Source organism: Tabrizicola flagellatus, from assembly GCF_008271465.1.
Taxonomy (GTDB): domain Bacteria; phylum Pseudomonadota; class Alphaproteobacteria; order Rhodobacterales; family Rhodobacteraceae; genus Tabrizicola; species Tabrizicola flagellata.
In genome coordinates, this window is sequence record NZ_VMDU01000007.1 from 44,888 (window position 1) to 70,096 (window position 25,209).

General features: G+C 68.2%; 26 protein-coding genes and 1 tRNA gene. 14 read left to right on the forward strand and 13 right to left on the reverse strand.

Going from position 1 to position 25,209, the window contains the following annotated elements:
• Positions 1-3 precede the first annotated feature (3 nt).
• Both FL625_RS11425 and FL625_RS11430 read left to right on the forward strand, forming a co-directional pair.
• Positions 4-954 carry a hypothetical protein gene (locus FL625_RS11425; RefSeq protein WP_149588807.1) on the forward strand — a complete coding sequence of 317 codons (951 nt, stop codon included), beginning with the start codon at positions 4-6 and terminating at the stop codon, positions 952-954.
• 2 nt (positions 955-956) lie between these two features.
• Positions 957-1,616, forward strand: coding sequence for a NeuD/PglB/VioB family sugar acetyltransferase (locus FL625_RS11430; RefSeq protein WP_149588808.1), 660 nt, complete (start codon positions 957-959; stop codon positions 1,614-1,616).
• Here FL625_RS11430 and FL625_RS11435 read toward each other — a convergent pair.
• Entirely contained in the window at positions 1,613-2,632 is a 1,020-nt protein-coding gene (locus tag FL625_RS11435; protein WP_149588809.1) for a DegT/DnrJ/EryC1/StrS family aminotransferase, read from the reverse strand. The genes FL625_RS11430 and FL625_RS11435 overlap by 4 nt on opposite strands.
• Positions 2,633-3,135: 503 nt before the next feature.
• Here FL625_RS11435 and FL625_RS11440 point away from each other — a divergent pair.
• Positions 3,136-5,769, forward strand: coding sequence for an Rne/Rng family ribonuclease (locus FL625_RS11440; protein WP_149588810.1), 2,634 nt, complete (start codon positions 3,136-3,138; stop codon positions 5,767-5,769).
• Between the two features lie 59 nt (positions 5,770-5,828).
• On the opposite strand, the gene FL625_RS11445 is transcribed toward FL625_RS11440, so the two are convergent.
• Positions 5,829-6,059, reverse strand: coding sequence for a sulfurtransferase TusA family protein (locus FL625_RS11445; RefSeq protein ID WP_149588811.1), 231 nt, complete (start codon positions 6,057-6,059; stop codon positions 5,829-5,831).
• Between the two features lie 112 nt (positions 6,060-6,171).
• On the opposite strand from FL625_RS11445, the gene FL625_RS11450 reads away from it, so the two are divergent.
• The 3 genes from FL625_RS11450 (at position 6,172) to FL625_RS11460 (ending at position 9,573) form a co-directional block, all read left to right on the forward strand.
• Positions 6,172-6,927 carry a cytochrome c biogenesis CcdA family protein gene (locus FL625_RS11450; protein ID WP_149588812.1) on the forward strand — a complete coding sequence of 252 codons (756 nt, stop codon included), beginning with the start codon at positions 6,172-6,174 and terminating at the stop codon, positions 6,925-6,927.
• 64 nt (positions 6,928-6,991) lie between these two features.
• Complete coding sequence (locus FL625_RS11455; protein WP_149588813.1) at positions 6,992-8,242, forward strand: hypothetical protein; 1,251 nt, start codon at positions 6,992-6,994, stop codon at positions 8,240-8,242.
• Positions 8,239-9,573 carry a cytochrome P450 gene (locus FL625_RS11460; protein ID WP_149588814.1) on the forward strand — a complete coding sequence of 445 codons (1,335 nt, stop codon included), beginning with the start codon at positions 8,239-8,241 and terminating at the stop codon, positions 9,571-9,573. The genes FL625_RS11455 and FL625_RS11460 overlap by 4 nt, the downstream gene beginning before the upstream one ends.
• A gap of 101 nt (positions 9,574-9,674) precedes the next feature.
• Here FL625_RS11460 and purS read toward each other — a convergent pair whose 3' ends face one another.
• The 3 genes from purS to FL625_RS11475 all read right to left on the reverse strand — a co-directional run bounded on the left by purS (position 9,675) and on the right by FL625_RS11475 (position 12,053).
• A complete protein-coding gene (gene purS / locus FL625_RS11465; RefSeq protein ID WP_149588815.1) occupies positions 9,675-9,914 on the reverse strand; it encodes a phosphoribosylformylglycinamidine synthase subunit PurS in 240 nt (79 codons plus the stop codon).
• Positions 9,915-9,978: 64 nt separating this feature from the next.
• Positions 9,979-11,235, reverse strand: coding sequence for an MFS transporter (locus tag FL625_RS11470; RefSeq protein ID WP_149588816.1), 1,257 nt, complete (start codon positions 11,233-11,235; stop codon positions 9,979-9,981).
• A 65-nt stretch (positions 11,236-11,300) separates the two neighbouring features.
• The gene (locus FL625_RS11475; protein ID WP_149588817.1) at positions 11,301-12,053 is read right to left on the reverse strand and encodes a phosphoribosylaminoimidazolesuccinocarboxamide synthase; all 753 of its coding nucleotides are present in this window, start codon (positions 12,051-12,053) and stop codon (positions 11,301-11,303) included.
• 192 nt (positions 12,054-12,245) lie between these two features.
• Here FL625_RS11475 and FL625_RS11480 point away from each other — a divergent pair, with 192 nt between their 5' ends.
• Together FL625_RS11480 and bmt are read left to right on the forward strand one after the other, a co-directional pair.
• Positions 12,246-12,560, forward strand: coding sequence for a DUF1476 domain-containing protein (locus tag FL625_RS11480; RefSeq protein ID WP_149588818.1), 315 nt, complete (start codon positions 12,246-12,248; stop codon positions 12,558-12,560).
• A 205-nt stretch (positions 12,561-12,765) separates the two neighbouring features.
• Positions 12,766-13,779 (forward strand): betaine--homocysteine S-methyltransferase, encoded by a 1,014-nt coding sequence (gene bmt, locus FL625_RS11485; protein ID WP_149588819.1) that lies wholly within the window; start codon positions 12,766-12,768, stop codon positions 13,777-13,779.
• Positions 13,780-13,836: 57 nt separating this feature from the next.
• Here the strand turns inward: bmt and FL625_RS11490 are convergent, their stop codons facing one another.
• Positions 13,837-14,922, reverse strand: a complete 1,086-nt coding sequence (locus FL625_RS11490) for a PA0069 family radical SAM protein (RefSeq protein ID WP_149588820.1) — start codon at positions 14,920-14,922, stop codon at positions 13,837-13,839.
• 156 nt (positions 14,923-15,078) lie between these two features.
• Between FL625_RS11490 and FL625_RS11495 the strand changes: the two genes are divergently transcribed.
• The 3 genes from FL625_RS11495 (at position 15,079) to FL625_RS11500 (ending at position 16,677) form a co-directional block, all read left to right on the forward strand.
• Positions 15,079-15,777 carry a corrinoid protein gene (locus tag FL625_RS11495; RefSeq protein WP_149588821.1) on the forward strand — a complete coding sequence of 233 codons (699 nt, stop codon included), beginning with the start codon at positions 15,079-15,081 and terminating at the stop codon, positions 15,775-15,777.
• Between the two features lie 99 nt (positions 15,778-15,876).
• Positions 15,877-16,035 carry a hypothetical protein gene (locus FL625_RS18250; RefSeq protein WP_200833939.1) on the forward strand — a complete coding sequence of 53 codons (159 nt, stop codon included), beginning with the start codon at positions 15,877-15,879 and terminating at the stop codon, positions 16,033-16,035.
• Between the two features lie 9 nt (positions 16,036-16,044).
• On the forward strand, positions 16,045-16,677 hold the full coding sequence (locus tag FL625_RS11500; protein WP_149588822.1) for a DUF1638 domain-containing protein: 633 nt from the start codon (positions 16,045-16,047) through the stop codon (positions 16,675-16,677).
• On the opposite strand, the gene FL625_RS11505 is transcribed toward FL625_RS11500, so the two are convergent.
• The 7 genes from FL625_RS11505 to FL625_RS11535 all read right to left on the reverse strand — a co-directional run bounded on the left by FL625_RS11505 (position 16,674) and on the right by FL625_RS11535 (position 21,900).
• The gene (locus tag FL625_RS11505; protein ID WP_235019390.1) at positions 16,674-17,060 is read right to left on the reverse strand and encodes an AAA+ family ATPase; all 387 of its coding nucleotides are present in this window, start codon (positions 17,058-17,060) and stop codon (positions 16,674-16,676) included. The two genes, FL625_RS11500 and FL625_RS11505, sit on opposite strands and share 4 nt — an antisense overlap.
• A gap of 36 nt (positions 17,061-17,096) precedes the next feature.
• Positions 17,097-18,146 (reverse strand): endonuclease/exonuclease/phosphatase family protein, encoded by a 1,050-nt coding sequence (locus FL625_RS11510; protein WP_149588823.1) that lies wholly within the window; start codon positions 18,144-18,146, stop codon positions 17,097-17,099.
• Positions 18,143-18,856, reverse strand: coding sequence for a molecular chaperone DjiA (locus FL625_RS11515; RefSeq protein ID WP_149588824.1), 714 nt, complete (start codon positions 18,854-18,856; stop codon positions 18,143-18,145). Before FL625_RS11515 ends, FL625_RS11510 begins: the two co-directional genes overlap by 4 nt.
• Before the next feature lie 31 nt (positions 18,857-18,887).
• Complete coding sequence (locus FL625_RS11520; protein WP_149588825.1) at positions 18,888-19,373, reverse strand: GNAT family N-acetyltransferase; 486 nt, start codon at positions 19,371-19,373, stop codon at positions 18,888-18,890.
• On the reverse strand, positions 19,370-19,981 hold the full coding sequence (locus tag FL625_RS11525) for a VOC family protein (protein ID WP_149588879.1): 612 nt from the start codon (positions 19,979-19,981) through the stop codon (positions 19,370-19,372). Before FL625_RS11525 ends, FL625_RS11520 begins: the two co-directional genes overlap by 4 nt.
• The gene (locus tag FL625_RS11530; protein ID WP_149588826.1) at positions 19,981-21,549 is read right to left on the reverse strand and encodes a Ppx/GppA family phosphatase; all 1,569 of its coding nucleotides are present in this window, start codon (positions 21,547-21,549) and stop codon (positions 19,981-19,983) included. The genes FL625_RS11525 and FL625_RS11530 overlap by 1 nt, the downstream gene beginning before the upstream one ends.
• A gap of 132 nt (positions 21,550-21,681) precedes the next feature.
• Entirely contained in the window at positions 21,682-21,900 is a 219-nt protein-coding gene (locus FL625_RS11535; RefSeq protein ID WP_149588827.1) for a DUF6324 family protein, read from the reverse strand.
• Positions 21,901-22,035: 135 nt separating this feature from the next.
• Here FL625_RS11535 and FL625_RS11540 point away from each other — a divergent pair.
• The 3 genes from FL625_RS11540 (at position 22,036) to FL625_RS11550 (ending at position 25,135) form a co-directional block, all read left to right on the forward strand.
• Positions 22,036-22,112, forward strand: a tRNA-His gene (locus tag FL625_RS11540).
• A gap of 324 nt (positions 22,113-22,436) precedes the next feature.
• On the forward strand, positions 22,437-23,993 hold the full coding sequence (locus FL625_RS11545) for an alpha/beta hydrolase (protein WP_235019391.1): 1,557 nt from the start codon (positions 22,437-22,439) through the stop codon (positions 23,991-23,993).
• A 119-nt stretch (positions 23,994-24,112) separates the two neighbouring features.
• Positions 24,113-25,135: a GlxA family transcriptional regulator gene (locus FL625_RS11550; RefSeq protein ID WP_160147771.1), complete on the forward strand. Its 1,023-nt coding sequence runs from the start codon at positions 24,113-24,115 to the stop codon at positions 25,133-25,135.
• The last annotated feature ends 74 nt before the right edge of the window (positions 25,136-25,209 follow it).

Below are 25,209 nucleotides of genomic sequence, written 5' to 3' on the forward strand. Positions count from 1 at the left end.
ACAGTGAAGGTCGGCCTGCCCATCGTGGTCTGGGCAAGCGACTTCGACGAAAACAGTGGCGGCTCGATCGTGTTGCACACGCTGGCCCATCGCCTGCGCGAGGCAGGGCAGGAGGCGTTCCTGTGGAATGAAAGGGCCGAGACATTTGCCGAGCGACGGCGAAAGCTTGGCAAGCTGGGTTTCGCGCTTCAGCAGGCAAACCGTCGGCGCCTGGCACGGCGGCGCGGGACCGCTCCCTTGCCCTACGCCGACAAGGTCGTCTGTCATCCGAGCATGCCAGTGCCCACCTGGAAACGGAGCAGGGGCGATGGATGCATCGCGCTCTATCCCGAGATCATCGACGGCAATCCGCTCGGCGCGCCGCATGTGGTCAGGTGGCTGCTGCACCGTCCGGGGTTTCACGATGCGAAGGCGAGGTTCGGACCGGACGAGCTGACCTTCCATTATCAGGAGGCCTTTGCCGAGGGCCTGCCCGGATTCTCGCCCGACAATCTGCTGCAGGTCAGGTGGCTGCGCACCGACATCTATCGGAACGAGGGGCTGCCAGGCCGCAGCGGCCGGTGCCGGATGGTGCGCAAGGGAAGCGCGACCTTCCGCCCCGAGATGGCGAAGGATGACGCGGCTCCGCTGCTTGACAACATGTCGCACACGGAGATCGCGGCGATCTTCAACCGCTGCGAGTATTTCTACTGCCATGATCCTCATACGATGTACCTGTATTATGCGGCGCTGTGCGGGTGCATCCCGGTCGTCGTGCCGCAGCCCGGGCTCGATGCGGCAAGCTGGCGGGCGGGTTTCGAACTGAAGCGGGGGGTCGCCTATGGCGAGGCGGAAATTCCCTTTGCGATCGAGACGAGGAAGGGCCTGCTTCAGGACATGGAGGATGCCAGACAGCGCGAGGCGGCGATGGTCGGCCGTTTCCTGTCGGTCGTGAAGGAAAGGTTCGGGGGCTGACGATGCGCGATCTGGTGATCTTCGGTTGCGGAGGCTTCGGCAGGGAAATCCTGCAGATCGTCCTTGATCAGAATGCGGAACGGCCAGCGTGGCGGATGCGGGGCTTTCTCGTGTCGCCAGAGTATCCGGCGCCCTCAACGGTGCAGGGATTTCCCGTGGAAACCGGTATCGGCGCCTTCGGAGAGGCCACGACACTTGCCGTCGCTGTGGGGATCGGCAATCCGGCGGCGCGTCGGAAGGTTGTGGTGGAACTCGTGGCGGCGGGCGTGCGGACCTTTCCGCCGCTGGTTCACCCGCGCGCCTGGCTGGGCAGGAATGTCCGCCTTGCCGATGGCGTGATCATCTGTGCGGGGGCCCTGCTGACGACCGACATCGAGCTGGGCGAACATTGCCATGTGAACATCGGCGCGACCGTGGGGCATGATGCCGTCTTGGGGAGGTTCTCCACGCTGAGCCCGGGGGTGCACCTTTCAGGGCGTGTGACTCTGGGTGAAGGCGTCGAGATCGGCACGGGCGCCTGCATCAATCCGGGCATCACCATCGGTGCGGGTGCCATCATCGGGGCCGCAGCCGCCGTGGTCAGGGACATCCCTGCAGACTGCACGGCGGTCGGCGTGCCGGCAAGGGTCATCAAGGGACCGGGATTGCCGGTCGGCTCCTAGAGCAGCGCGGCGATCACGTCGGTCAGTTGCCGGTCGGAGAGGCGGGCCACGTCGGGATGGGTCGGCACGTTCACCAGGTGATCGTAGAGGCGAACGGTATTGGGCAGCGGCGCCAGGGGCTTGTAGTATTTCCCGAGCACCAGGTCCTTCGATTGCATCACGCGGTCGAGCGGAACCGGCACCGGCGCGACGAAAGCCCAGCTCATCGCCGGTGCCGCGGGACCGAATGGCCGCAGGGGGCGCAACCCGAGGCCCTTAGCCAGAGCGACCACACGCTCGGCCTGTTCGAGGAAGCCCGGACGCCAGGCCGCCGACTGTTCGAGCCGGTCGATCAGGAAGGCGCAGGACACATCCGAGATCTTGCCGTTGTTGAGCCAGTGTTCCGGCCGTTCCGGGGCGGGTCCGTAGTTCAGCAGGGCGTAAAGGGCAGCCGCCTCGGAGGCAGGGGTGACCGCCAGCCCCCCTTCGCCGAAGCCGTAGGGTTTGGTGTGATGCAGGCTGAACGCCTGCCAGGGCCAGTCGGGTATGACCCGGTCCACGCCGGCGGCATTGTCGAAGATCAGCTGCTTTCCGGTCCGCCTGGCATAGGCAACATAGGCCGACAGGTCACGGTGAAGCCCGAAAGGGTTCACGACGATGATGCCATCGAAGCTGTCGGGCGACAGGCCGGCCAGCTGGTCGAGGTCCAGCAATCCGTCGTCCGTGCAATCCACGAAGGTCATGCCGGCGAAATAGCCGCGTCCGAGGTTCTGGAAGCTGAAGGCGGATCCCACCCAGCGCAGGGGCCGCCCGGCGATCTGCTCCAGACGCCGGGCCATGGCCTCCAATGCGACACCGGCATTGGCGCAAGGCGTGACGGCGCGGTCCGGAGGCAGCGTGAAATGCGCGGCATAGGCTTCGGCCAGCATCCCGTAGAGGGGGCCGCAATTGGCCCAGTGGTTCGCGGCCCGGCAACGGTCAAGCAGGGCATCGACGCGCGCCATGTCCGGCTGCTTTTCCGAAACGAACTTGATCACCTTGGCCTCCCCGATTTGCGAAGGTTCTAGGGCAGTCGCCAGCGGGGTGCCACCGCAATTTCGCGACCCGTCCGGCGATCAGGCCCGTTCCGGTCTTCCCGCAGCACTCCGACGCCCGGGGAGATGAAATTCGCCATTGCCCTTGTCCGGATTTTGCCGCTAGGGTCGCCCGAAGGCAGTCCGCTGCCCGAAGAATTCTCTCCCCTTGGGCCCTGGCGCGTCGGATCGTGTCGCCCCGGGGGAGCCGGATCGGCCGCAAGGTCGTGCACTTTGCCCGCAAGTCCCCGGATTTGTTGGCTGACTTAGGTGGAGGGCCCGAAAGGCCCTTCAATTGTAACCGCGATGAGGCGTGTGAGCATTTTGCCAGGCGATCCCTTCGGCCCACCGGGTCGAGGATCGGCGCATGTGCCCGCTGCCCGCGCTCAGACAAGCCGCCCCGCCCGTTTCAATCATCCCGCTGGTCCGCCAGGGGGCCTGTTGCGCCCGGGGCGCAATGGACCGACATGTCAAAGAAGATGCTTATCGATGCCACCCATCCCGAGGAAACCCGGGTGGTCGTGGTCGATGGAAACAAGGTCGAAGAGTTCGACTTCGAGACTGTAAACAAACGCCAGATTGCCGGAAACATCTACCTGGCCAAGGTGACGCGGGTCGAGCCGTCGCTTCAGGCGGCCTTCGTCGAATACGGCGGCAACCGGCATGGATTCCTGGCTTTCGCCGAAATCCATCCCGACTATTACCAGATCCCGGTCGCCGACCGTAAGGCGCTGATCGAGGAAGAGCGGGCGATGGCCCGCGCCGAGGAGGAAGAGGACAACCGCCGCTCGCGCCGTCGCGGACCGCGTCCCGCGGCCAGGTCGGAAGCGGTCAAGTCTGCCGATGCCGTGTCGGATGGCCCCTCGGGCATGGATGTCGTGGACCTTGGCGAGGACGAGACCCAGGACGGACCGCTGGTCGAGGCCGCCATGGCCGAGGCCGCCGAGCGCCACGACGACCATGATCACGACCACGACCACGACAACGAGTCGGTCGAGAACGGCCCGGAAGCCTATCGCGCGGTCGATCATGCCAGCGAAACCGACGAGGAGATCGAATCGATCGCCGAGGAGGACATCGCCGAGGAGATCGCCCAGCCGCGCCGTCCGCGCGCCCGCCGCTACAAGATCCAGGAAGTGATCAAGGTCCGGCAGATCATGCTGGTCCAGGTCGTCAAGGAAGAGCGCGGCAACAAGGGGGCGGCGCTGACCACCTATCTGTCGCTCGCCGGCCGCTATTGCGTGCTGATGCCGAACACCGCACGCGGCGGCGGGATTTCCCGCAAGATCACCAACGCGGTGGACCGCAAGAAGCTCAAGGAGATCGCGAACGAGCTGGAGGTGCCGGAGGGCGCCGGCCTGATCGTGCGCACGGCCGGGGCCAAGCGCACCAAGCCCGAGATCAAGCGCGACTACGAATACCTGATGCGGCTGTGGGAGCAGATCCGCGAGCTGACGCTGAAGTCGATTGCTCCGGCGAAGATCTACGAGGAGGGCGACCTGATCAAACGGTCGATCCGCGACCTCTACAGCCGCGAGATCGACGAGGTGCTGGTCGAGGGCGAGGCGGGGTATCGCACCGCCAAGGACTTCATGCGGATGATCATGCCGAGCCACGCCAAGCAGGTCGTGCGCTATCAGGATCCGACCCCTCTGTTCGCGAAGTACCAGGTCGAGGGTTATCTGGCCGGCATGTTCAACCCGGTGGTGCAGCTGAAATCCGGCGGCTACATCGTGATCGGGGTGACCGAGGCATTGGTGGCGATCGACGTGAACTCGGGCCGGGCCACGAAGGAAGGCTCGATCGAGGAGACGGCGCTGAAGACGAACCTCGAGGCCGCCGAGGAGATCGCGCGCCAGCTGCGCCTGCGCGACCTGGCGGGCCTGATCGTCATCGACTTCATCGACATGGAAGAGCGGAAGAACAACGCCGCTGTCGAGAAGCGCCTGAAGGACAAGCTGAAGACCGACCGCGCGCGGATCCAGGTCGGGCGGATTTCCGGTTTCGGCCTCCTTGAGATGAGCCGGCAGCGGTTGCGGCCGGGAATGCTCGAATCGACCACCCAGCCCTGCCCGCATTGCCATGGCACCGGGCTGATCCGGTCGGACGATTCGATGGCGCTGACGGTGCTGCGGGCGCTGGAGGAGGAGGGCACGCGCAAGCGGTCGAAGGAGGTGCTGCTGCGGGCGCCCGTGGGGATCGTGAACTACCTGTTCAACCACAAGCGCGAGCATGTGGCGCTGATCGAGGCGCGCTATGGCATGGCGGTGCGCATCGAGGCCGATCCGACGATGGTCAGCCCCGACTATTCCATCGAGAAGTTCAAGACCGCGATCCGGGCCGTGCCGGAGACCCCGGTCGTTTCGGGTCATGCCGGCCTCATGGGCGCCCCGGTCGAGGAGGAGGACGAGGAGATCCTTGACGACCTGGTCGAGGCGGAGGCCGAGGAGTCGGAAGCGGCTGCCGCGGCGCCGGTGCAGGTGCCTGCGGGCGAGGGAGACGGCCAACCCGCGCGCAAGAAGCGGCGGCGGCGGCGGCGGCGTGGCGGCCAGCGCGAGAACGGCGTTCAGGTGACCGAAAGTGCCGAGGCCGCGGACGACGGTGACGAGGACGAGTCCTCGGATGCTGTCGTGCCGGCAGAGGAGGCCGAGGTGGCTCCGGTGGTCGCCGAGGAGGCCCCGGCGGCCAAGCCGAAGCGGACCCGCAAGCCGCGAGGCGCGAAGGCCGAGCCGGCGGGGGAGGAGGCGGCCCCGGTGGCCGAGGCCGCTGCCGAGGTGGTGGCCGAGCCCGTGGCGGAAGAGGTGACCGAGGAGAAGCCTGCGCCTAGGAAGCGGGCGAGCCGGTCCAAGGCTGCGGCGGCAGCCGAGGAAGCCCCGGTTCCTGCCGAGGCTGCGAAGCCGAAGTCGCGGTCGCGGGCCAAGGCGCCCGAGCCGGAGGCAGCGGCGGCCGCCGAGCCGGCCCCTGTGCTGGCGCCCGATCCGGGACTGGAGCCGGTGGCCGAGACGGTTGTCGCCGATCCCGCCGAGGCCGGGGCCCCGGCACCCGAGCCGGAGGAACCCGCCAAGCCCAAGCGCAAGGGCTGGTGGTCTCTGGGCCGCTGAGGAACGCTCCTCGTTCGACTGCGTCTCCTCGTCGCGGGCCGGCCCGCGACGGGGGCGCGTCAGCCGCGGCGGATCAGGTGCAGCGTGACAGGTCCCTCGCGGCTGTTGCCGAGATAGTCGTGGCCGGCCTCGGCGCAGAAATGCGGCAGGTCGATCTCGGCCATGGCATCGGTCGCCCGGACGCAGAGCACCCGGCCCGGCGCCAGCGACATCAGCCGCTTGCGCGCGCGCAGCACCGGAAGGAGGCACAGAAGCCCCTCGCAATCCACCATCTCGTCCCAGTCGGCCATAGGGGCGGTGTAACCGTGCCGCCGGGGGCGGGCAAGGTTACAGGCCGGCCACGCGCATGTGACGGGCTGACCCGGTGACGGGACAAGGGAAAGCCGCTATCTGGGGAAGGACATGTTCGGAATCGAGATCATCGACGCTGCCCTTCTGCCCGCGATGCTGGTCGCGTTGGTGGCGGGCGTGCTGTCGTTCCTGTCGCCTTGTGTACTGCCCATCGTGCCGCCCTATCTGGCCTACATGGGCGGGATCTCGGTCGGCGAGATGCGCGACGGGGTGGACCGGCACCGGGTGATCCTGCCGGCGCTGTTCTTCGTGATGGGGCTGTCCACGATCTTCCTGCTCCTCGGCTTCACCGCCTCGGCCTTCGGCAGTTTCGTCTTGCAGAATCAGCTGCTTCTGGCGCGGATTTCAGGTGTCCTCATCATAGTCTTCGGCCTGCATTTCCTGGGCCTGTTCCGCATTCCGATCCTCGACCGCGAGATGCGCATGGACGCGGGCGACCGGGGCGGTTCGGCGCTTGGCGCCTATGTGCTGGGCCTGGCCTTCGCCTTCGGCTGGACGCCCTGCATCGGCCCGCAGCTGGGCGCGATCCTGTCGCTGGCGGCACAGGAGGGCAGCATGGAGCGCGGGACGCTTCTGTTGGGCGTCTATGCGTTGGGGCTGGGCCTGCCCTTCCTGCTGGCGGCGGTTTTCATAGAGAAGTCAATGGCCTTGATGACAAGGCTCAAGCGTCACATGAAGCTGATCGAGCGGCTGATGGGCGGGCTTCTGGTCGTGGTCGGGCTGGCGCTTCTGACCGGGGCCTTCACCGATTTCAGCTACTGGATGCTGGAGACCTACGAGGTGCTGGGCCTGCCCTTGCCGGGCTGATCCGGCCGCGCATGCCTTCCCTCTGCCTTGCGAGGCGTTAAGGTGGCGCGGACAGACTTGCAGGATGGTCGTGGCGGCACAGGACAACAGCGCAGGGGAGGCGGGCGTTTTCCGGCGCCATGTCCTTTACATCCCCGGCTACGACCCGTTTCCGCCCCGGCGCTACCGCGAGCTTTACCGGAGCGAGGGCGCCGCACAGGCCGCGATCTCGGGCTATCGGCTGGAAATCCAGCCCCGCGCGGGCGAGACCTACGGCTGGCGGGTCGCCGCACGGATCGAGGGGCGGGAGGTCGAGGCCGAGGTCGAGGTGCTGGTCTGGTCGGACCTCGTGCAGCAATCCATGGCGCAGGGCATCGCCGAGACCTATCTGCAACTGGTGCGGACGGCCCGGGCCTATATCGGCCATGGCGCCCTCTTCCGGCTGATGCGGCTGCGCAAGGGGCCGATGATCGCGGCGCTGTATCCGATTGCTGTCCTCATCCTGCAGGCCGTGATTGCCCTCCTGGTCCTTTTCCTCGCGGCGAAGGCAGTTGCCTGGGCCTGGCTGGTGCTGGTCGGGCCCGGATCTCCGGGTCACTGGGTCGCAATCCTGTTCGGGCTTTTGGCCGGGTGGCTGACGCTGCGCGGTTTCCGTGCGCTGGATCACCGGATCTATGCCTATTACCTGATGCATGACTATGCCTTCACCGCCGGGCTGGAGGGGGAGAACCCGCCGGCACTGGAGCGCCGGATGGCCGAGTTCCGGTCCCGCATCCGCGCGGCGCTGGAGCGTGACCTGGACGAGGTGCTGGTGGTCGGACATTCCTCGGGCGTGCATCTGGCGGTGTCGATCCTGGCCGACCTGATCCGCGAGGGCCTGCCGGCGCGGCGTCCGGCCCTGGGGTTCCTGAGCCTTGGGCAGGTGGTGCCGATGGTGTCGTTCCTGCCGAGGGCGGGCCGGCTGCGCGGGGATCTGGCCTATCTTTCGACAAGGGCTGAGCTGACCTGGGTGGATGTGTCCGCCCCCGGCGACGGGTGCAGCTTTGCGCTCTGCGATCCGGTGGCGGTCACAGGTGTCGCGCCCGAGGGACAGCGCTGGCCGCTGGTGCTCTCGGCCGCCTTCAGCCAGACGTTGCGCCCCGAGACATGGCAGGCTCTGCGGCGGCGCTATTTCCGGCTGCATTTCCAGTATCTTTGCGCCTTCGATCGGCCGGGCGACTACGACTATTTCCGCATCACGGCCGGGCCGATGACGCTGGCCGAGCGGTTTCGGGGGCGCAAGCCCTCTGCCAGCCGGATCACCCGGCCGCTGAGCCCGCACCGGAGCGTCGCATGACCCCGCCCCTGCCTCCGAAACCGGTGCCCAGGGCGGACCGGGTTTCGCTCTGGGGCCATCTGCGGGCCTTCCGGCGCGACATCCTGTCGGCACAGCCGGTGCGGCTCTATCGCGCCTGGATGGCCGAGTTCCGCACGCCCTTCTTCGAAAGCTACCTCTGCAACGATCCGGCGCTGGTCCGCCGGGTGCTGGACGAGAGGCCGCAGGATTTCCCCAAGTCGAACCGGGTGACGGAAGGGCTGCGGCCGCTGCTCGGCCGGTCGGTCTTTGTCACCAACGGCGAGGAGTGGCTGCGCCAGCGGCGGATCATCGACCCGGCCTTCGAGGGTGGCCGGCTGCGCGAGGCCTTTCCGGCGATATGGGCGGCGTCGGAGGCGGCGGTGGCGCGGATGGGCGAGGGCGAGGTGGAGGTGGAGCTTGCGGCCAGTCACGCGGCGGCGGACGTGATCTTCCGCACGCTGTTTTCGATCCCGATCGAGGACCGGGTGGCGCAGGCGGTGTTCCACGAATTCCGCGCCTATCAGCGCTCGGCGCCGATCCTGAACCTCGGCGCCTTCCTGCGACTGCCACACTGGGTGCCGCGGCTGCACCGGGGGGCGACGCGGCGGTCGGCGCGGGAGATCCGGGGGCTGATCGCGGGGCTGACGGCGGAAAGGGCGGCAGCCATCGCGGCGGGGACGGCGCCGGCGGACCTGGCGACCAAGATCATGACGACGCCCGACCCGGTGACGGGCGCGCGGTTCGAAACCGACGAGATGGTCGATCAGGTGGCGATCTTCTTTCTGGCCGGGCACGAGACCAGCGCCTCGGCCCTGGCCTGGTCACTCTATTTGCTGGCCACGCACCCCGAGGTGCAGGAGCGGGTCACGGCCGAGGCCGAAAGCTTGCGGCCCGAGTTCGGCACGCTTGGGGCCCTGCGCCTGACCCGCGATGTCTTCCGCGAGGCGCTGCGGCTCTATCCCCCGGTGCCGATGCTGGTGCGCGAGACGCTGCGGCCGGACGAGTTCCGGGGCCGCAGGGTCCGGCGCGGGGCGCAGGTGGTCATCAGCCCCTGGCACCTGCACCGGCACGAAAGGCTGTGGGAACGGCCGGATGCCTTCGATCCCGACCGCTGGGCGGGCGAGGTGCCGCAGGGCGGCTATCTGCCCTTCTCGCGGGGCCCCCGGGTCTGCCCCGGCGCGGGGTTCGCGATGCTGGAGGGCACGCTGATGCTGGCGCATCTGGTGCGTGCCTTCCGGTTCGAGGCGCTGCCCGACCGGGTGCCGGTGCCGGTGGCGCATCTGACGGTCAGGGCGCGGGACGGGATCTGGCTGCGGGTGTCGCGGCGGTAGAGGAATGGCGCGCGGTCGGGCGGCGGCGGTCTTCGGGGAAACCGCGGTGCCTCCGGCGGGAGTATTTGGGCAAGGGCAAAAGCCGAGGGGGCGGCGCCCGGTCAGAGAAGCTCGACCCGGTAGCTTTCGATCACGGTGTTGGCGAGAAGCTTTTCGCACATCGCCTTGACCGCGGTTTCGGCCCTGGCGGCATCGGTTTCGGCGAGGTCAAGCTCGATCACCTTGCCCTGCCGCACGCCGTTGACCCCGGAAAAGCCGAGCGAGCCGAGCGCGTGGCGGATCGCCTCGCCCTGGGGGTCGAGGACGCCGGATTTCAGCATGACGGTGACGCGGGCTTTCATCGGGGCCTCCCGGGGTTGGTCTGGCCCGTCCTTAGCGAAGGGGCGGGCAGGGGGCAAGGGGGGCTCAGCCCGGGCCGGGCTCCGGGGCAAGCGCGGAGGCAGGGGCGGGCAGGGCGCGGCGGGCGGCGAGGGCTCCGGCCCCGGCGAGGGCGGCGGCCAGAAGGAAGTAGCCGGCGATCCAGACCGATTGCACGGTCATGTCGTAGCCGCGGTCGATCAGGGCGCCGGTGACGCCGGGGCCGATGGCGCTGCCGAGCACCATGACCGCACCGGTCATCGCCCGGATCCGGCCCAGGTGCGCGGTGCCGTAGAATTCCGCCCAGAGCGCCGCGGACAGCGTGGCATTGGCCCCGACCGACAGCCCCATCAGCACCATGGCCAGCGCCCCCGCCGCCGGGGTTGCGGCTTGGGAGAGGACCAGGTAGCCCGCCGCGAGCGGCAGGAGATAGACCGGCACCAGCCGCGCCGCGCCGAAGCGGTCCACCGCCCAGCCGGTGGCCAGCATGCTGGCGATGCCGGTCAGGGTGAAGACGGGGAACAGGGCGACCAGCGTGACATGCGCCCAGCCCTTCACCTCGGCCAGGTGGACCTGATGGAAGAAGAAGGCGGTGTTCCAGGCGGCCGGCCCCAGAACGGCGGGCAGGAGGAGCCAGAAGAGCCAGTGCCGCAGGACCTCGGCCCGGGTCCACTGGCGGCCCCGCATACCGGCCGACCGGTTTTCGGCGGTGAAGGATTGCGGTGTGCGTTCCTGGCACAGGAGCGCATTCAGCACTGGGACCAGTGCAACCAGCACGAGGCCCGCGCCGAGCCAGAGGCTGCGCCAGTCGAGGACCAGAAGCAGGCTGGCCGCCAGGATCGGCAGAAGCGCCTCGCCCGCCGCGACGCCAAGTCCTGCGAAGGCCACCGCCCGGCCGCGCTGCGCCGCGAACCAGCGCGACATGGCGACCATGGCGCTGTGGCTCATCATGCCCTGGCCCATCAAACGCATCAGGAACACCGCCACGGCCAGCGCCCAGACAGCCGAGGCCTTGGCCATCAGGAAGGTGGCCAGCGCCAGGCCGAACAGGATCACCGGCCCGATCCGGCGCACCCGGAAACGGTCGGTCAGCCCGCCGGCATAGACCATGACCGCCGCCGAGGCCATGGTCGCCCCGGCGTAGAGCCCGCCCCATTCCCCGTGCGACAGGCCGAAGGCGGCGCGGATCTCGCCCGCGAAGACCGAGATGAAGAAGGTCTGCCCGAAGCTTGAAGCCCAGGTCAGCAGGAACCCCGCGATAAGCCAGCGGAGGTTCCGGCGCAGGAAAGCGAGATAGTCCGTCATGCCGGGTCCTTGCGCGACCTGCCCGCGGACCGGCACCGCGCGGTCGGGCGCTGCGGTGGGTATGCTCAGTTGATGAGCGTGGGCTTCATCGTGTGCGTGACGTTCGAGGGCAGGACGCCGAGGCGCCGCGCGAGTTCCGTATAGACATCGCCCAGGGGCTGGGGATCGGGGATCGTGCCGTCCGGGCGCTCCGGCTGGCGCATGTCCCAGAGACGGCAGCTGTCGGGGCTGATCTCGTCGGCGACGATCAGGCGCATGAAGTCGCCTTCCCAGATGCGGCCGACCTCGATCTTGAAATCCGCCAGCCGGATGCCCACGCCCATCATCACGCCCGACAGGAAGTCGTTGACCCGCAGGGCCAGCGCCACGATGTCGTCGAGGTCCTGCTGGTTGGCCCAGCCGAAGGCGACGATGTGTTCCTCGGCCACGAGGGGCGAGTTCAGCTTTTCGTCCTTGTAGTAGTATTCCACGATCGGCCGCGGCAGCTGCGCGCCTTCGGGGATGCCGAGCCGCGCCGACAGCGGACCCGCGGCGAAGTTGCGCACCACGACTTCCAGCGGGATGATCTCGGCCATCCGCACCAGCTGTTCGCGCATGTTCAACCGGCGGATGAAATGCGTCGGCACCCCGATCTGGTTCAGCCCGGACATGAAGAATTCCGACAGCCGGTTGTTCAGCACGCCCTTGCCTTCCAGCGTCGAGGGGGCGGCCACCGACGGACTGCTGTCGTCCTTGAAATACTGCACCAGGGTCCCGGGCTCGGGGCCTTCGTAAAGGATCTTGGCCTTGCCTTCGTAGACCTTCTTGCGCCGTGCCATGGTTCACTCTTTCCGGGGGGCGCGGCGGAAGGATCGCGCCTTCACGCCGCTTTCCCTGGCCTATAGTCCAAGGGGCCGATACCCGCAAGGCGCGAGCCGTGGCCAGGCCCTGCGCTGGCCCGGCCGAAGGGGCTTGCGGCGACCGGGCCGGATGGGCATATGGGAAGAAACGCCAGACAGTCGGGGGATCCCATGACCACGTTCGACGACCGCGAAAACGCCTTCGAGGCCAAGTTCGCCCATGACAGCGAGATGCAGTTCCGGGCCGAGGCGCGGCGCAACAAGCTTCTGGGGCTCTGGGCGGCCGAGCTCATGGGCAAGACCGGCGACGAGGCCGCGGCCTATGCGGCCGAGGTGGTCAGCTCGGACTTCGAGGAGGCGGGCTCGGAGGACGTGGTGCGCAAGGTCGTGGCCGATCTGGCCGGCAAGGCCAGCGCGGACGAGATCCGCGCCAAGCTGGCCGAACTGATGCCGGTCGCCAAGGCGCAGCTGATGGACGAATTCTGAACCCTGTCGCAGGACAGGGCCGGGCGCGGACCTCCGGGGGCCGCGCCTTTTTGCTGGATGGATGCGGAGGGTCGGGTCCGGGCAGGGGGCAGGCCAGGCCAAGGCCGAGTTGAGACGGACCGCAAGACTCCATGCGGAATATGAAATTGCCTCGGCCCGCGACCCGTGGCAGAGGGGAAGCCAGCGAGCCTTGAAGGAATCTGACATGACCGACGCCCTGACCCGGATGCTTGCCTCGCGTGACTGGCTGATGGCCGACGGGGCCACGGGGACCAACCTGTTCAACATGGGGCTGTCCTCGGGCGAGCCGCCGGAAATATGGAACGTCGAGAAGCCCCAGAACATCCGCAAGCTTTACGGCGATGCGGTGGCGGCGGGGTCGGATCTGTTCCTGACCAACACCTTCGGCGGCAATGCGGCGCGGCTGAAGCTGCACAATGCGCAGGGCCGCGTGCGCGAGCTGAACCGGGTGGGCGCCGAGATCGGCCGCGAGATTGCCGACAAGGCCGGGCGGACGGTGATCGTCGCGGGGTCGATGGGCCCGACGGGCGAGATATTCGAGCCGATGGGCACGCTGACGCACGAACTGGCGGTGGAAATCTTCCACGAACAGGCCGAGGCGCTGAAGGAAGGCGGGGTGGACGTGCTGTGGGTCGAGACGATCTCGTCCCCCGAGGAATATCGTGCGGCAGCGGATGCGGCGTTGCGCGCCGACATGCCGTGGTGCGGCACCATGAGCTTCGACACCGCAGGGCGGACGATGATGGGCGTGACCTCGGCAGCACTGGCCGAGATGGTCGAACGCCTGATCAACCCGCCGATCGCCTTCGGGGCGAACTGCGGGGTGGGTGCCTCCGACCTGCTGCGGACCGTTCTGGGGTTTGCCGCGACAGGGACGGAACGGCCGATCATCGCCAAGGGCAATGCCGGCATCCCGAAGTATCACGACGGGCATATCCATTATGACGGCACGCCGGAACTGATGGCGGAATATGCAGTTATGGCCCGCGACGCGGGGGTGCGGATCATCGGCGGCTGCTGCGGCACCATGCCCGAGCACCTGCGCGCGATGCGCGTGGCGCTGGAAAGCCGGCCCAGGGGCAACCGCCCGACGCTGGAAGCGATCCAGGCGAAGCTGGGCCCCTTCTCTTCGGCCTCGGACGGGACCGGCGACGATGCGGGTGCCGGCCGGCGCGAGCGGCGCGGCCGGAGGGGCTGAGACAGGCAGGCCGGGGCGCGAGTCTTATCGAAAAGATTCGTGCCGCGGCCGAAACGGTCAGAACAGCGTCAACTGGTCGCCCGTCCGTGCCGGCGGCTGGAACAGGTCGCAGCGCAGGGCGGGTAACCCCTCGTCCAGGCCCAGGCGCCTGCGCGCGAGCTCGGCGCGGCGGTGGATCAGATCGGCCCAGAGCCCCTGGCCGCGCATGCGGGTGCCGAATTCCGGGTCGTAGTCGCGCCCGCCGTGCAGTTCCCGCACCCGGCCCATGACGCGGGCGGCGCGGTCTGGGAAGGTTGCTTCCAGCCAGTCGCGGAAGAGGCCCGCCACCTCCAGCGGCAGGCGCAGGGGGATGGAATTGGCGAGACGCGCGCCCGCGTCGCGGCCGGCCTGCATCACCGATTCCAGTTCGTGATCTGTCAGCGCCGGGATCAGTGGCGAAACCTGGATACGCACCGGCACCCCGGCCTCGGCGAGGCGGCGGATGATCTGCAAGCGGCGCCGGGGGGAGGGGGCGCGGGGCTCCATCCGCCGGGCGAGGTCCGCGTCCAGCGTGGTGACCGAGATCGAGACCGCGGCCAGCCCCTGAGCTGCCATCGGCGCGATCAGGTCGATGTCGCGTTCGATGGTGGTGCCGCGGGTGGTGATCCAGACCGGGTGGCGGAAGGCGGACAGGACCCGGAGCACCTCGCGCATGATGCCGAGATCGCGTTCGACGGGCTGATAGGGGTCGGTGTTGGTGCCGATGGCGATGGGCGCGACCTTGTAGCCGGCACGGCGGAGTTCGCGGTCCAGAACCTCGGCAATGCCGGGGCGGGCGATCAGACGGGTTTCGAAGTCCAGGCCGGGCGAAAGGTTCAGGAAGGCGTGGCTGGGCCGGGCATAGCAGTAGATGCAGCCATGTTCGCAACCCCGGTAGGGGTTGATCGAACGGTCGAAGGGCAGATCCGGCGAGCGGTTGAAGGTCAGCGCCGAGCGGGGGCGCTCGTGCCGGATCTCGGTCTCGACCAGGCGCGCCTCCTCGGCCAGGTCCCAGCCGTCGTCGAAGGCCTCACGGTTGGTGGCCTCGAACCGACCGGCGCGGTTGGACTCTGCGCCCCGTCCACGCAGGCGATGGCCGGGCAGGATGGAGGAAGACTTGCTCATGCCATCAGGCTAGAACAAATAACGAACTGGCGCCACAACTTTCCGTTCCGCGACGGCTTTCTGTCGGCTTTCATCCGGTGTATGTCGCTTGTCGCATAGTGGGGGCGCCGGTTTGCGACCATCACCATGCCAAACCCTTCCGCCTGGAGAGCTGTCATGGCCGACGACGACGAGATCATCCTGTCCGAACTGTCGGACGACGAGCTTGTGCTGCAGATGCACGACGACCTCTACGACGGTCTGAAGGAAGAGATCGAGGAAGGTGTCCGCATCCTGATCGAACGCGGCTGGGCGCCCTATGACGTGCTGACCAAGGCGCTGGTCGCGGGCATGACCATCGTCGGTGCCGACTTCCGCGACGGTATCCTGTTCGTGCCCGAGGTCCTCCTGGCCGCCAACGCGATGAAGGCCGGCATGGCGATCCTCAAGCCGCTCCTGGCCGAAACCGGCGCGCCGCGCATGGGCAAGATGGTGATCGGCACCGTGAAGGGCGACATCCACGACATCGGCAAGAACCTTGTCGCGATGATGATGGAGGGCGCGGGCTTCGAGGTGGTGGACCTCGGTATCAACAACGCGGTCGAGAAGTACATCGAGGCGCTGGAGACCGAGAAGCCCGATATCCTCGGCATGTCGGCGCTGCTGACCACGACCATGCCCTACATGAAGGTCGTCATCGACACGATGAAGGAAAAGGGCCTGCGCGACGACTACATCGTGCTGGTCGGCGGCGCTCCGCTGAACGAGGAATTCGGCAAGGCGATCGGCGCCGACGCCTATTGCCGCGATGCCGCCGTGGCGGTGGAAACCGCCAAGCAGTTCGTCTCGCGCAAGCACAACCAGCTGAACGGCTGACCTCTGCGCCACAGGCCCGTGACGACACGGGCCTGTGACGAGCGAGGGCCTTGCAAGCGGGCCGGCGCGGGCGCAGATTGAGGGTCAGGGAGACGGACCATGCCCTTGACGCATTTCCTTGGACTGATCGCGCTGGTGATCCTGGCCGCCGGGCTGACGCTGTGGCTGGCGGTCTGGTCGGGCATCCCTCTCGCGGCCCTTCTGTTCGCCACGCTGTCCGCCAGCCTGATCCTGACCTGGACCCGGGTCGGGCGCTGAGCGCCGGCGATGGATGACACCACCCTGTCCGAAACCGGTCTTGCCCCCGCGCGTCAGGGCAGCATCCTCTTGATCGCCTGCGGCGCGCTGGCGCACGAGATCCTGGCCCTGAAGGCGGCGAACCGCTGGTCGCACATGGACCTGCACTGCCTGCCGGCCAAGCTGCATCTCTGGCCCGACCGGATCGTCCCGGCGGTCGAGGCGGCGGTCGAGAAGGCGCGCGGGGATTACGAGACGATCTTCGTCGTCTATGCCGATTGCGGCACCGGGGGGCTTCTGAAGGCCGCCTGTGACAGGCTGGGGGTCGAGATGGTGGAAGGTCCGCATTGCTATGCCTTCTTCGAGGGCAACGCCGCCTTCGCCGCCCGAGGCGAGGAAGAGTTCGACGCCTTCTACCTGACCGATTTCCTGGTGCGGCAGTTCGATGCCTTCGTCTGGAAGCCGATGGGCCTGGATCGCCACCCCGAGCTGCGCGACATGTATTTCGGCAACTACCGCAAGCTGGTCTATCAGGCGCAACTGGACGATCCCGCGCTGGACGCGAAGGCTGCGGACTGCGCACGGCGGCTGGGGCTGGACTACGAACGCCGCTTCACCGGCTATGGCGATCTTGCGACGACGCTTGCGCGGGTGGCCGGCTAAAGCTCGATCTCGCCGTTCGGTCCGGGCTGGGGGTCAAGGGGAGGCAGTTTCGGCACCAGGGGCACGTTGCGGCGGATCAGGATGTCGCCGTTCGGCAGCATCACCGGCGCGTCGTAGTTCTTGATGTCGTCGATCAGCGCGATCAGCTGGCGCAGCTTCGGCCCCAGTTCGGCGCCAAGACCCTGAAGCGCCGGGCCCGCCTCTTCCAGCGCCTTGCCCATCTCGTCCAGGGCGGGCTGCATCTCGGTCATCATGCCGCGCAGGACCAGCTTCATGCCCTCTTCCATCAGGCTGAAGCCCTCCTCCGTCGCCTTGGGCGCGGCGGGCGGCTCCTCGGCCAGGACCGGGGCGGCGGCAAGACAAAGGGCAAGCGCGAGTCTCATGTCGCGAATATGGGCATCGCGCGGCCGCATTTCAAATCACAACTGGGGAAAGTCGATCGTCACCGGGAAATGGTCGGAGGCTTGCAGCAAGGCCTCGCGCAGTTCGGGGATCTCCATGATCCGGGGGTCGTTGAACGGGTGCCAGATGCGCCATTCGGGGCCCTTCGCGGCGAGGTCGGGCGAGACCATGATGAAATCGAGGAGCGCCTCGAAGTAACGCTTCTGCGGCGCGAGGTAGAAGCGCGCCGTGGTGGGGGCGAAGCCGACGCGGCTTTGCAGCGCCATGGCGGCATGGGGATCGGTCAGGGTCAGCGCCGGGTCGGACGAGGTGCCGAGCACGATTTCGACCCCGGAATGGCCGAAGAGTTTCTCGAACTCGTCGATGCCAGGACCGTCGTTGAAATCGCCAAGCACGATCAGGCTGTCGCCGGCCTTGAGGTGGCCATCCACCCGCTGCCGGATCCAGAGGCATTGCGCCAGCTGCTTGCGGCGGTTCTCGATCGACAGCCGCAGCTGCGCCTCGCGCCCGACCGCCCCGTGCGAATTCTTCGACTTGGCATGCACCCCGATCAGCCGCAGCTTCGTGCCGCTCGCGGTGGTGACGGCCAGTTCCAGCGGCGGTTTGGAAAAGCGGATCGCCTCGGTCACGTTGTCGGTGTCGAGGTCGTAGCGGAAGGTGGTGTCGAAGCGGGGCGCTTCCTGCGAGCCGTAGGTGGTGGAGGGCTCGCCCACGGGATCATGTCGCGCGGTCAGCCGGTCGGGGTCGTAGAGGAAGGCGATTTCCTGTTCTGTGTCCGAGGGAAAGCCGATCATCGCCTTGCGCGCGCGCAGGCCCGCGGCGCGGGCGAAGGTCTCAAGCGCGCGCACGGTCGAGCGCCGGCCGTTGGTGTCGGGCGCTTCGATGATGACGATCCCGTCGGCGTCGAGCGCGGTGAACACGATTCCCAGCGCGCCCAGCTGTTCGGCCCGGGTGACATGGTAGCGCGCCGAGGGTTCGCGGTCCTCCAGCATCCGGCCCGCGTCGTCGAACAGCGCGTTGAACCATTCGACATTGTAGGTCGCAAGGCGCAGGGGACGGGCGGTCATGCCGCCTCTTTGGCCGAGATCTCGCGCCAGGCCTCGTTGATGAGCTGAAGCCGGCGTTCGGCCAGCTTCATCGCCTCGGGCGGAACGCCCCGGGATTGCAGGACATCGGGGTGGGTATCGCGGACCAGCTCGCGCCAGGCCTTGCGAGCCTGCTCCTTCGAGGCATCGCGCGGCAGGCCCAGCACGTCATAGGGATCGCGCGGCGCGCCTTCCACCAGCCGCGAGCGGACGATGCGGAAGCAGCGCTCGTCCAGGCCGAACTCCTCGGCGACATGGGTCAGGAAGGCGTCCTCGCCGGGGTGGTAGCTGCCGTCGGCGATGGCGATCTGGAACAGGGCTTCCAGGATGTCCACCAGCACATGATGGTCGTCGGCGCAGATACGGTGGCCGTCCGGATTGAACAGGCGGGCGATCTTGCGGGCATAGGCATCGAAGCCCGCCACGTCCTGCCGGGCCAGGTTGAACACGCGGGCGGCGTGTTCCTCTTCGCCTTCGGGGAAGGTGAAAATGCGGCGGAAGGCCGTGACCTCGTCGCGGGTCACGGTGCCGTCGGCCTTGGCCATCTTGGCGCCAAGCGCGAGGACGGCGATGGTGAAGCCGACGGACTGTTCCGGCGCCGGCGCGTTGCGCAGGCGGTCAAAGACCACGGAGAGCGGCTCGCCCTGGGCCAGGGCGGCGAGGGCTTCGGTGATGCGGGTCCAGATCGACATGAGCCGACCATATCCCGCGCACAGGCCTTTGTCAGAGGAATTTCTGCATCAGCACAAGGTCGAGGAAGCGGCCGAACTTGTGGCCCGCCTCGGGAACGGTGGCGATCACGCGATAGCCCATCCGCGCGTGGAAGGCCTGGCCCTCCGGGTTCTCGCCCGAGACGCCGGCGATCATCTGGTGCGCACCGCGCGTGCGGGCGTGATCCTCGATTGCCGTCAGCAGCGCGCGGCCCGTGCCCTTGCCGCGGCAGTCCGGTTGCAGCGAGATCGAGTGTTCCATGCAGGTCCGGTAGCCCGCGCCGCCGCGAAACTGGCCATAGCTCGCCTGGCCGATCAGGCGCCCCGCCTCCTCGGCCACGAGGACGGCATGGCCGGCGACCGCCTTGTCGGCGATCATGGCGCGGATGTCGGCCTCGGTCCTGGGGACGGGGTTGAAGGTGACGGCGCTATGGAGGATCCAGTGATTGAGCAGCGCCGCGAGGGCGGGAGCGTCCTCGTCCCGGGCGGGGCGGATCATGTCAGGACCCGGGGTCCGTGCGGGGTGGAGAAGGTCGCGCGCAGGCCGGGGCAGGGGCCGCGCTCGACCACGACGCGGGGATCGGACAGGCCGGCCAGCGCGGCGCGCAGGGCATCGGCCTCGGGGTGGGTGATCTCCAGCCCGGTCAGGCGGATGCCATGGTCGCGCAATGTGCGCGCGGGGTGCAGGTCGCCCTGCCACTGGATCAGCGCGGGGTGGCAGCCGTCAAAGGGAAGCCGGCCCGAAGCCGGCACGGCAAAGCGCCAGCGGTAGTCGCCGCGCTGAAGCTCGGTCGCGGTTCCAGTGCCGGGCGGGGCCTTGGCCAGGGCCGCGTCGAGGTCGTCCGTGCGGCAGATCCAGTTGGTGAGGCGCGGCGGCCCGCGAAAGCGGTCGAGGTCGAACCAGCGCGGATGGCCCGGTTTCGGCGCGGCCGGGTCGATGGCGATGACCTCGAGGTAGAGATCGCCCAGCGACAGGAGCCGGTTGTGCGTGCCCATGTGCGGATGCTTGCCGCCCCCCGCCAGCGGCACGCCGAGCGCCTGCTCGACCCAGGCCGCGCCTTCCTCGAGCGAGGCGGCCGAAACGGCGAGGTGATCCAGCGCCAGCATCATTCCGCGTCCTTCAGCTCGACCTTGGTCTGCGCCTTCAGGGCCAGGGCCAGCGCGGCAAAGCGGGCCTGCGCGACCTCGCCGAAGAGGCTGACGCCGTCCTCGGTGAGCGCGAGGGTCAGCACGCGCTTCTTCGGATTCCAGCGCAGGGCACCCGCCTTGGACGGGTCCCCGATCGAGAACATGGCCCCGAAGCGCATCGCCTTGCCCAGGGCCTCGGCCTCCTGGATGTCGGTTTCCGGCAGCAGGCGGAACAGGGGTTCCATCCGGCTGCCTGCGCGGCTGTTCTTGTAGCGGTGGAGGAGTGCCAGGCCCAGGAATACCCGGCCGGGGTGGTCGAGCCCGCCAAGGTTCGCCCGGGTGGCGTTGTCGAAGCAGGCCTCGGCCCGGTAGTCGGGGTGCGCACGCCAGGTCGTGTCGTGCAAGAGGCAGGCGGCCTTGATCAGCCGGAGCCTTTCCGGGGGCGCGCCCTTGAACAGGGGTTCGAGGAAGACAAAGAGCTTCTTGCCGAAGCCGGGGATGCGGGCCTGCGTCAGCTCGGTGACCCGCGCCGCCTCGATCAGCGGGTCGCGGGCCCGCAGCCGCTCGGGCATCTGTTCGTAAAGCAGCCCCTCGCGGATGCCGTAGGCCGAAACGTCGATTTCCGAGGGCTTCAGGACGCGGATGATCTCGCGCAGGACCTCGCAGGCCAGGGGCACGAGCTCCATCCGCTCGGCGCTGGTGCCGGTGCGGCCGCGCAGGGCGGACAGGTCGGTGGTGGCCAGCCAGTCGAGCGTGGCCAGAAGGCCGTCCGGGGTCATGCGGTATTCGTGCAGGACGGTCAGCGGGTAGTTGCGGCGTTCCATGTCAAGCCGCGCGATGACGCGCCAGCTGCCGCCGACAAGGTAGATGCGGTCGCCGCTGGGTTTCAGATCCTTGCTCGCGGCCTCGAGGATCGCGTCGATATGCGCCTTGCGCTTCTTCGCGTCACCCGAAACCTGTTGCAGCCGGAACGGACCAAGGGGGGTCGAGACCCGCTTGCCGACCTTGCCGTCGCCGATCCGGGCCAGTTCCATCGAGTTGCCGCCGATGTCGCAGACGATCCCCTTGGCGTCGGGCCAGCCCAGAAGCACACCCTGCGCCGACAGCCGCGCCTCCTCGGCCCCGTCGATGACGTGGAGCCTGAGGCCGGTCTCGCGCAAGACTTCGGCCTGGAATTCGGGGCCGTCCTCGGCCTCGCGCGTGGCTGCGGTGGCGACCACGGTGAAGGGCGAGATGTCCATGCCCTTCGCCAGAAGGGCGAAGCGCTTCAACGCGGCCAGTGCCCGTTTCTTGCCCTCGGGATGCAGCCGCCCGGTCTGGGCGAGACCCTTGCCCAGCCCGCACATGATCTTCTCGTTGTAGAAATAGGCCGGGCTGCGTGCCGCACCGTCGAAGACGACCATCCGGACCGAGTTCGAGCCGACATCCACGACACCGACCCGCGACAGGGCGCGGGCGGACGGATCATCGAAGAGCGGCTTGCCAAAGGGCCCCCAGTCGCCCGCGTCTTCTTCGTCAGTATCGGGGGCGGGTCCGTCTGCGGCCATGGAAGAATCCTCCGGGTCGTGCGTCGGCATGGTGGCGGGGTGACGGGATGCGGTCAACCGGCCGGGGGCCGCAAACCTCTTCGAAGAGTTCTGCAAATTCCTTCCAAGGAAACTGGAGCCCCGTGCGCGGCCCTAGCGCTTCTTCGGCTTGGGCGCCGGCCGGTCGCCCATCGCCCGTGCGGCCTCGGCGGCGGCGCGCAGTTCCTCCGCGATCTCCTCGGCCTCCTCGGGGTCGAAGTCGAGCGGCAGTTCGATGCCGCCCTCGGCCTCGATGTAGATGCGGACCATGCCCGCGTCGGTGGGGCCGATCTGCAGGTTGGCTGCGATGTCGCTGGGGGAATTGATGCCCATGGGAATGCTCCGGCTTTGCCGGACGGGTAGCGGCAGGCGCCGCGGGGTGCAAGGGAAACCTTGTGCGGCCCGCTTCAGGGGGACAGGATTCGCGCTTGCATTCGGGGGTCGGCGGGGCTAAATCGCGCCCCGAGTGCCGCCTTAGCTCAGTTGGTTAGAGCACCAGATTGTGGATCTGGGGGTCCCCCGTTCGAGCCGGGGAGGCGGTACCATCGAACTCCGAGCTGTGATCGGCAAGGCCTGCCCGGCAATGAGGCAGGCATATGCGGGTATCCGTCGGCTCGACCACGAGTGCCCCCCCGCGCTGCGCTTGCCAAGCGTAGATGACTCCGCACTATTGCTTTGCCGGACGTCTGATACCTGTCTAGTTGTAATCGGGCGTCCTAATAATCCGAGGTGACCGCTTGTCGGAAGGCGACCGCAAATCCGGGAATCGCAGGCCCTCGGTTGGATTGGGTGCGTGGATGTTCCGGCGGGTCAGCGTCGGTGGACTGGTTGCGGGCGCCGTTCTGGCCTGCCTGTCTTTGACGCCCTCCATGGTTCCGCGCCAGCCGGAATTGCAGGGCGTCCTGTCCGGCGTCGTGTTCGCCTTCGGCTACGGGGTCTGGTCCTTGCTGCGCGGCCTGATCGGTTGGCTCTGGGCCGGATTTCCCGTATGGCCGGTTCCCCGTTGGCTTCCCCGTGCAACCCTTGCGGCCAGCGCCGCCGTTTCGATCTGGTGCCTCTGGCGCAGTGCCGTCTGGCAGAATTCGATCCGCAGCCTGTGGGGTCTTTCCGATGTCGACTCGGTCGCGCCGTTCACGGTGGCCGGCATTGCGGCGGTGGTCTTTCTGATTTCTCTGATGGTGGCGCGCGTGTTCGCTGTCGTGTTCCGGCGCTGGAGCCGGAAGGGCAAGCACTTTCTTCCGCCCAGACTGGCCAACCTTGTCGGGCTGGCGGTCGCTTTCGCGCTGCTCGCCGCGCTGGTGGACGGGGTCCTGTTCCGCTCGGTGCTGCGCGGCGCCGACCGGTCGGCGCAGATTGCCGACGCGCTCATTCCCCCGGATGTCAGCCCGCCCGACGATCCGCTCAAGTCCGGCAGCGCGGCCTCGCTGGTGGCGTGGGAGGATCTGGGGCGCTGGGGGCGAAGCTTTGTCACGTCCGGGCCGGGTGAGAAGGAGATTGCCGCATTCTGGAACGCCCCGGCAAGGCCGCCGATCCGGGTCTATGTCGGTCTCAACGCGGCCGAAACGGCAGAGGAGCGTGCGGCCCTGGCCATGGCTGAACTGGAGCGCGTCGGAGGGTTCGAGCGCGCGGTGCTGGTGATTGCGATGCCCACCGGGTCCGGCTGGCTGGATCCCGGCGCCATGGACACGCTGGACTACATCACGCGGGGCGATGTCGCCACGGTGGCGGTCCAGTACAGCTATCTGCCAAGTCCGGTGTCGGTTGCGGTCGATCCGACGCATGGCATCGCCGAGGCGCAGGCGCTGTTCGATCTGGTCTACCGGCGCTGGACGGCCATGCCGAAGGACAGGCGCCCCCGGCTCTACCTGCACGGGCTGAGCCTTGGAGCCTTCCTGTCGCAGGAAACCCTGCCGCTTCTCGATGTGCTGGGCGACATGCCGAACGGAGCCATGTGGGCCGGATCGCCGTTTCTGAGCGATTTCTGGCGCATGGTGGTCGATCGCAGACAGGACGGCAGTCCGGCATGGCGGCCGCAGTTCGGCAACGGATCCCTGATCCGGGCCGACAACCAGGACGCCAGATTCGCATCCGCGACGGCCGACTGGGGGCCGATGCGGCTGGTGTTCCTGCAATACGGCAGCGATCCCATCGTGTTCTTCGACTGGTCGCTTGCCTGGCGGCAGCCGGACTGGCTTGGTGCCACCCGCGCGCCGGACGTGTCTCCGATGATGCGATGGGTGCCCGTCGTCACCATGCTGCAGGTAGGGGTCGACATGGCGGTCGCGGTCGGCACCCTGGGATACGGGCACGACTACGCCGCGCGGCACTACATTCCCGCCTGGGCCGCTGCCCTGAACCCGGACGGCTGGAACGCCGAGACGGAAGCCCGGCTGATCGCCCATCTGCGGGATCTCACGCCGCGCTAGGCGGAGCCGCAGCAGCAGGGTCATGGCTGCCGCCGCCTCGTGATTGCGGGAATTGACAAGGTGCCGTCCCCTCAGCAGAAGCGGAGATGTCGCAGCCTTCCCGACCTGGGGTGTTCCCCGTGACCCGCACTGTCCCCGACCGATCCTTCGCCCAGGCCCGTGCCGTCATCCCGCGCGGGGTGGCGCATGTGCGGCTGGAAGAAGGGCCCGTGGTCACCCGCGACTTCGCCTTCCTCGTCCTGCCGCGCTTTACCCTTCTGGCCTTCAGTTCCGCCATCGAACCCCTGCGCATCGCCAACCAGCTGACGCAGCAGCCTCTCTACCGCTACCGGCTGGTCAGCATGGACGGGGCGCCGGTCGAAAGTTCCTCGGGCGTGCGGGTCGAGGTCGATCAGGGGCTGGAGCCGCTGCCCCGCGAGACCACGGCGATCGTCTGCTCGGGCACCGATGCCAGCGATGCGGCGGACAAGCGCGTGCTGGCCTGGCTGCGCGACCATGCCCGGCGCGGCGGGGGGCTCGGGGCGGTCTGCACCGGCGCCTATACCCTGGCCCGCGCGGGGCTGCTGGGCGAGGACACGCCGGCCGTCCACTGGGAAAATCGCCCCGCCTTCCGCGAATTGTTCGATGTCGAGCCGCTGGAGCAGATCTACGTCATCGGGCGCAAGCTTTTCTCCTGCGCGGGCGGCGAGGCGGCCGTGGACCTGATGCTCGCGCTGATCGCGCGCGATCACGGGCAGAAGCTGGCCGATGCGGTGGCCGAGATGTGCCTGCACTCGCGCCGCCGCGAGGCCAGCGCCACGCAGAAGAAGGTCTATCCCGCGCCGATGCTGGCGCGCCATCCCGCCGTGGCGCGGGTGATCGCCGCGATGCAGGCGAACATTGCCACGCCGCTGGACCGCGACGAGCTGGCCGCCGTCTTCGGCCGCTCGCCCCGGCACCTGGAGCGGATATTCCAGCAGGTCGTGCAGGAGACGCCGAAAAGCTACTACCTCGGCCTGCGGCTGCAGGAGGCGCGGAACCTGCTGTCCGACACCACGCTCTCGATCCTCGAAATCGCGCTGGCAACCGGCTTCAACTCGCGGTCCAGCTTCTCCAAGGCCTACAAGAAGCGCTTCGGGCAAAGCCCCGCCCGGACGCGCTAGGACGCGGGGCGCACGGGCTTCACCCTGCCCCATGGCGCGGCTAAGGTGCCCGCCCCGCACTGCCCCTGCCTGAC

Bases quoted from the DNA above. Each gene is read 5' to 3' on its own strand.
- FL625_RS11430 (WP_149588808.1), top strand. From the start codon at position 957: ATGCGCGATCTGGTGATCTTCGGTTGCGGAGGCTTCGGCAGGGAAATC.
- FL625_RS11440 (WP_149588810.1), top strand. From the start codon at position 3,136: ATGTCAAAGAAGATGCTTATCGATGCCACCCATCCCGAGGAAACCCGG.
- FL625_RS11445 (WP_149588811.1), bottom strand. From the start codon at position 6,059: ATGGCCGACTGGGACGAGATGGTGGATTGCGAGGGGCTTCTGTGCCTC.
- FL625_RS11450 (WP_149588812.1), top strand. From the start codon at position 6,172: ATGTTCGGAATCGAGATCATCGACGCTGCCCTTCTGCCCGCGATGCTG.
- FL625_RS11455 (WP_149588813.1), top strand. From the start codon at position 6,992: ATGGTCGTGGCGGCACAGGACAACAGCGCAGGGGAGGCGGGCGTTTTC.
- FL625_RS11460 (WP_149588814.1), top strand. From the start codon at position 8,239: ATGACCCCGCCCCTGCCTCCGAAACCGGTGCCCAGGGCGGACCGGGTT.
- purS (WP_149588815.1), bottom strand. From the start codon at position 9,914: ATGAAAGCCCGCGTCACCGTCATGCTGAAATCCGGCGTCCTCGACCCC.
- FL625_RS11470 (WP_149588816.1), bottom strand. From the start codon at position 11,235: ATGACGGACTATCTCGCTTTCCTGCGCCGGAACCTCCGCTGGCTTATC.
- FL625_RS11475 (WP_149588817.1), bottom strand. From the start codon at position 12,053: ATGGCACGGCGCAAGAAGGTCTACGAAGGCAAGGCCAAGATCCTTTAC.
- FL625_RS11480 (WP_149588818.1), top strand. From the start codon at position 12,246: ATGACCACGTTCGACGACCGCGAAAACGCCTTCGAGGCCAAGTTCGCC.
- bmt (WP_149588819.1), top strand. From the start codon at position 12,766: ATGACCGACGCCCTGACCCGGATGCTTGCCTCGCGTGACTGGCTGATG.
- FL625_RS11490 (WP_149588820.1), bottom strand. From the start codon at position 14,922: ATGAGCAAGTCTTCCTCCATCCTGCCCGGCCATCGCCTGCGTGGACGG.
- FL625_RS11495 (WP_149588821.1), top strand. From the start codon at position 15,079: ATGGCCGACGACGACGAGATCATCCTGTCCGAACTGTCGGACGACGAG.
- FL625_RS18250 (WP_200833939.1), top strand. From the start codon at position 15,877: ATGCCCTTGACGCATTTCCTTGGACTGATCGCGCTGGTGATCCTGGCC.
- FL625_RS11500 (WP_149588822.1), top strand. From the start codon at position 16,045: ATGGATGACACCACCCTGTCCGAAACCGGTCTTGCCCCCGCGCGTCAG.
- FL625_RS11505 (WP_235019390.1), bottom strand. From the start codon at position 17,060: ATGAGACTCGCGCTTGCCCTTTGTCTTGCCGCCGCCCCGGTCCTGGCC.
- FL625_RS11510 (WP_149588823.1), bottom strand. From the start codon at position 18,146: ATGACCGCCCGTCCCCTGCGCCTTGCGACCTACAATGTCGAATGGTTC.
- FL625_RS11515 (WP_149588824.1), bottom strand. From the start codon at position 18,856: ATGTCGATCTGGACCCGCATCACCGAAGCCCTCGCCGCCCTGGCCCAG.
- FL625_RS11520 (WP_149588825.1), bottom strand. From the start codon at position 19,373: ATGATCCGCCCCGCCCGGGACGAGGACGCTCCCGCCCTCGCGGCGCTG.
- FL625_RS11525 (WP_149588879.1), bottom strand. From the start codon at position 19,981: ATGCTGGCGCTGGATCACCTCGCCGTTTCGGCCGCCTCGCTCGAGGAA.
- FL625_RS11530 (WP_149588826.1), bottom strand. From the start codon at position 21,549: ATGGCCGCAGACGGACCCGCCCCCGATACTGACGAAGAAGACGCGGGC.
- FL625_RS11535 (WP_149588827.1), bottom strand. From the start codon at position 21,900: ATGGGCATCAATTCCCCCAGCGACATCGCAGCCAACCTGCAGATCGGC.
- FL625_RS11545 (WP_235019391.1), top strand. From the start codon at position 22,437: ATGGTTCCGCGCCAGCCGGAATTGCAGGGCGTCCTGTCCGGCGTCGTG.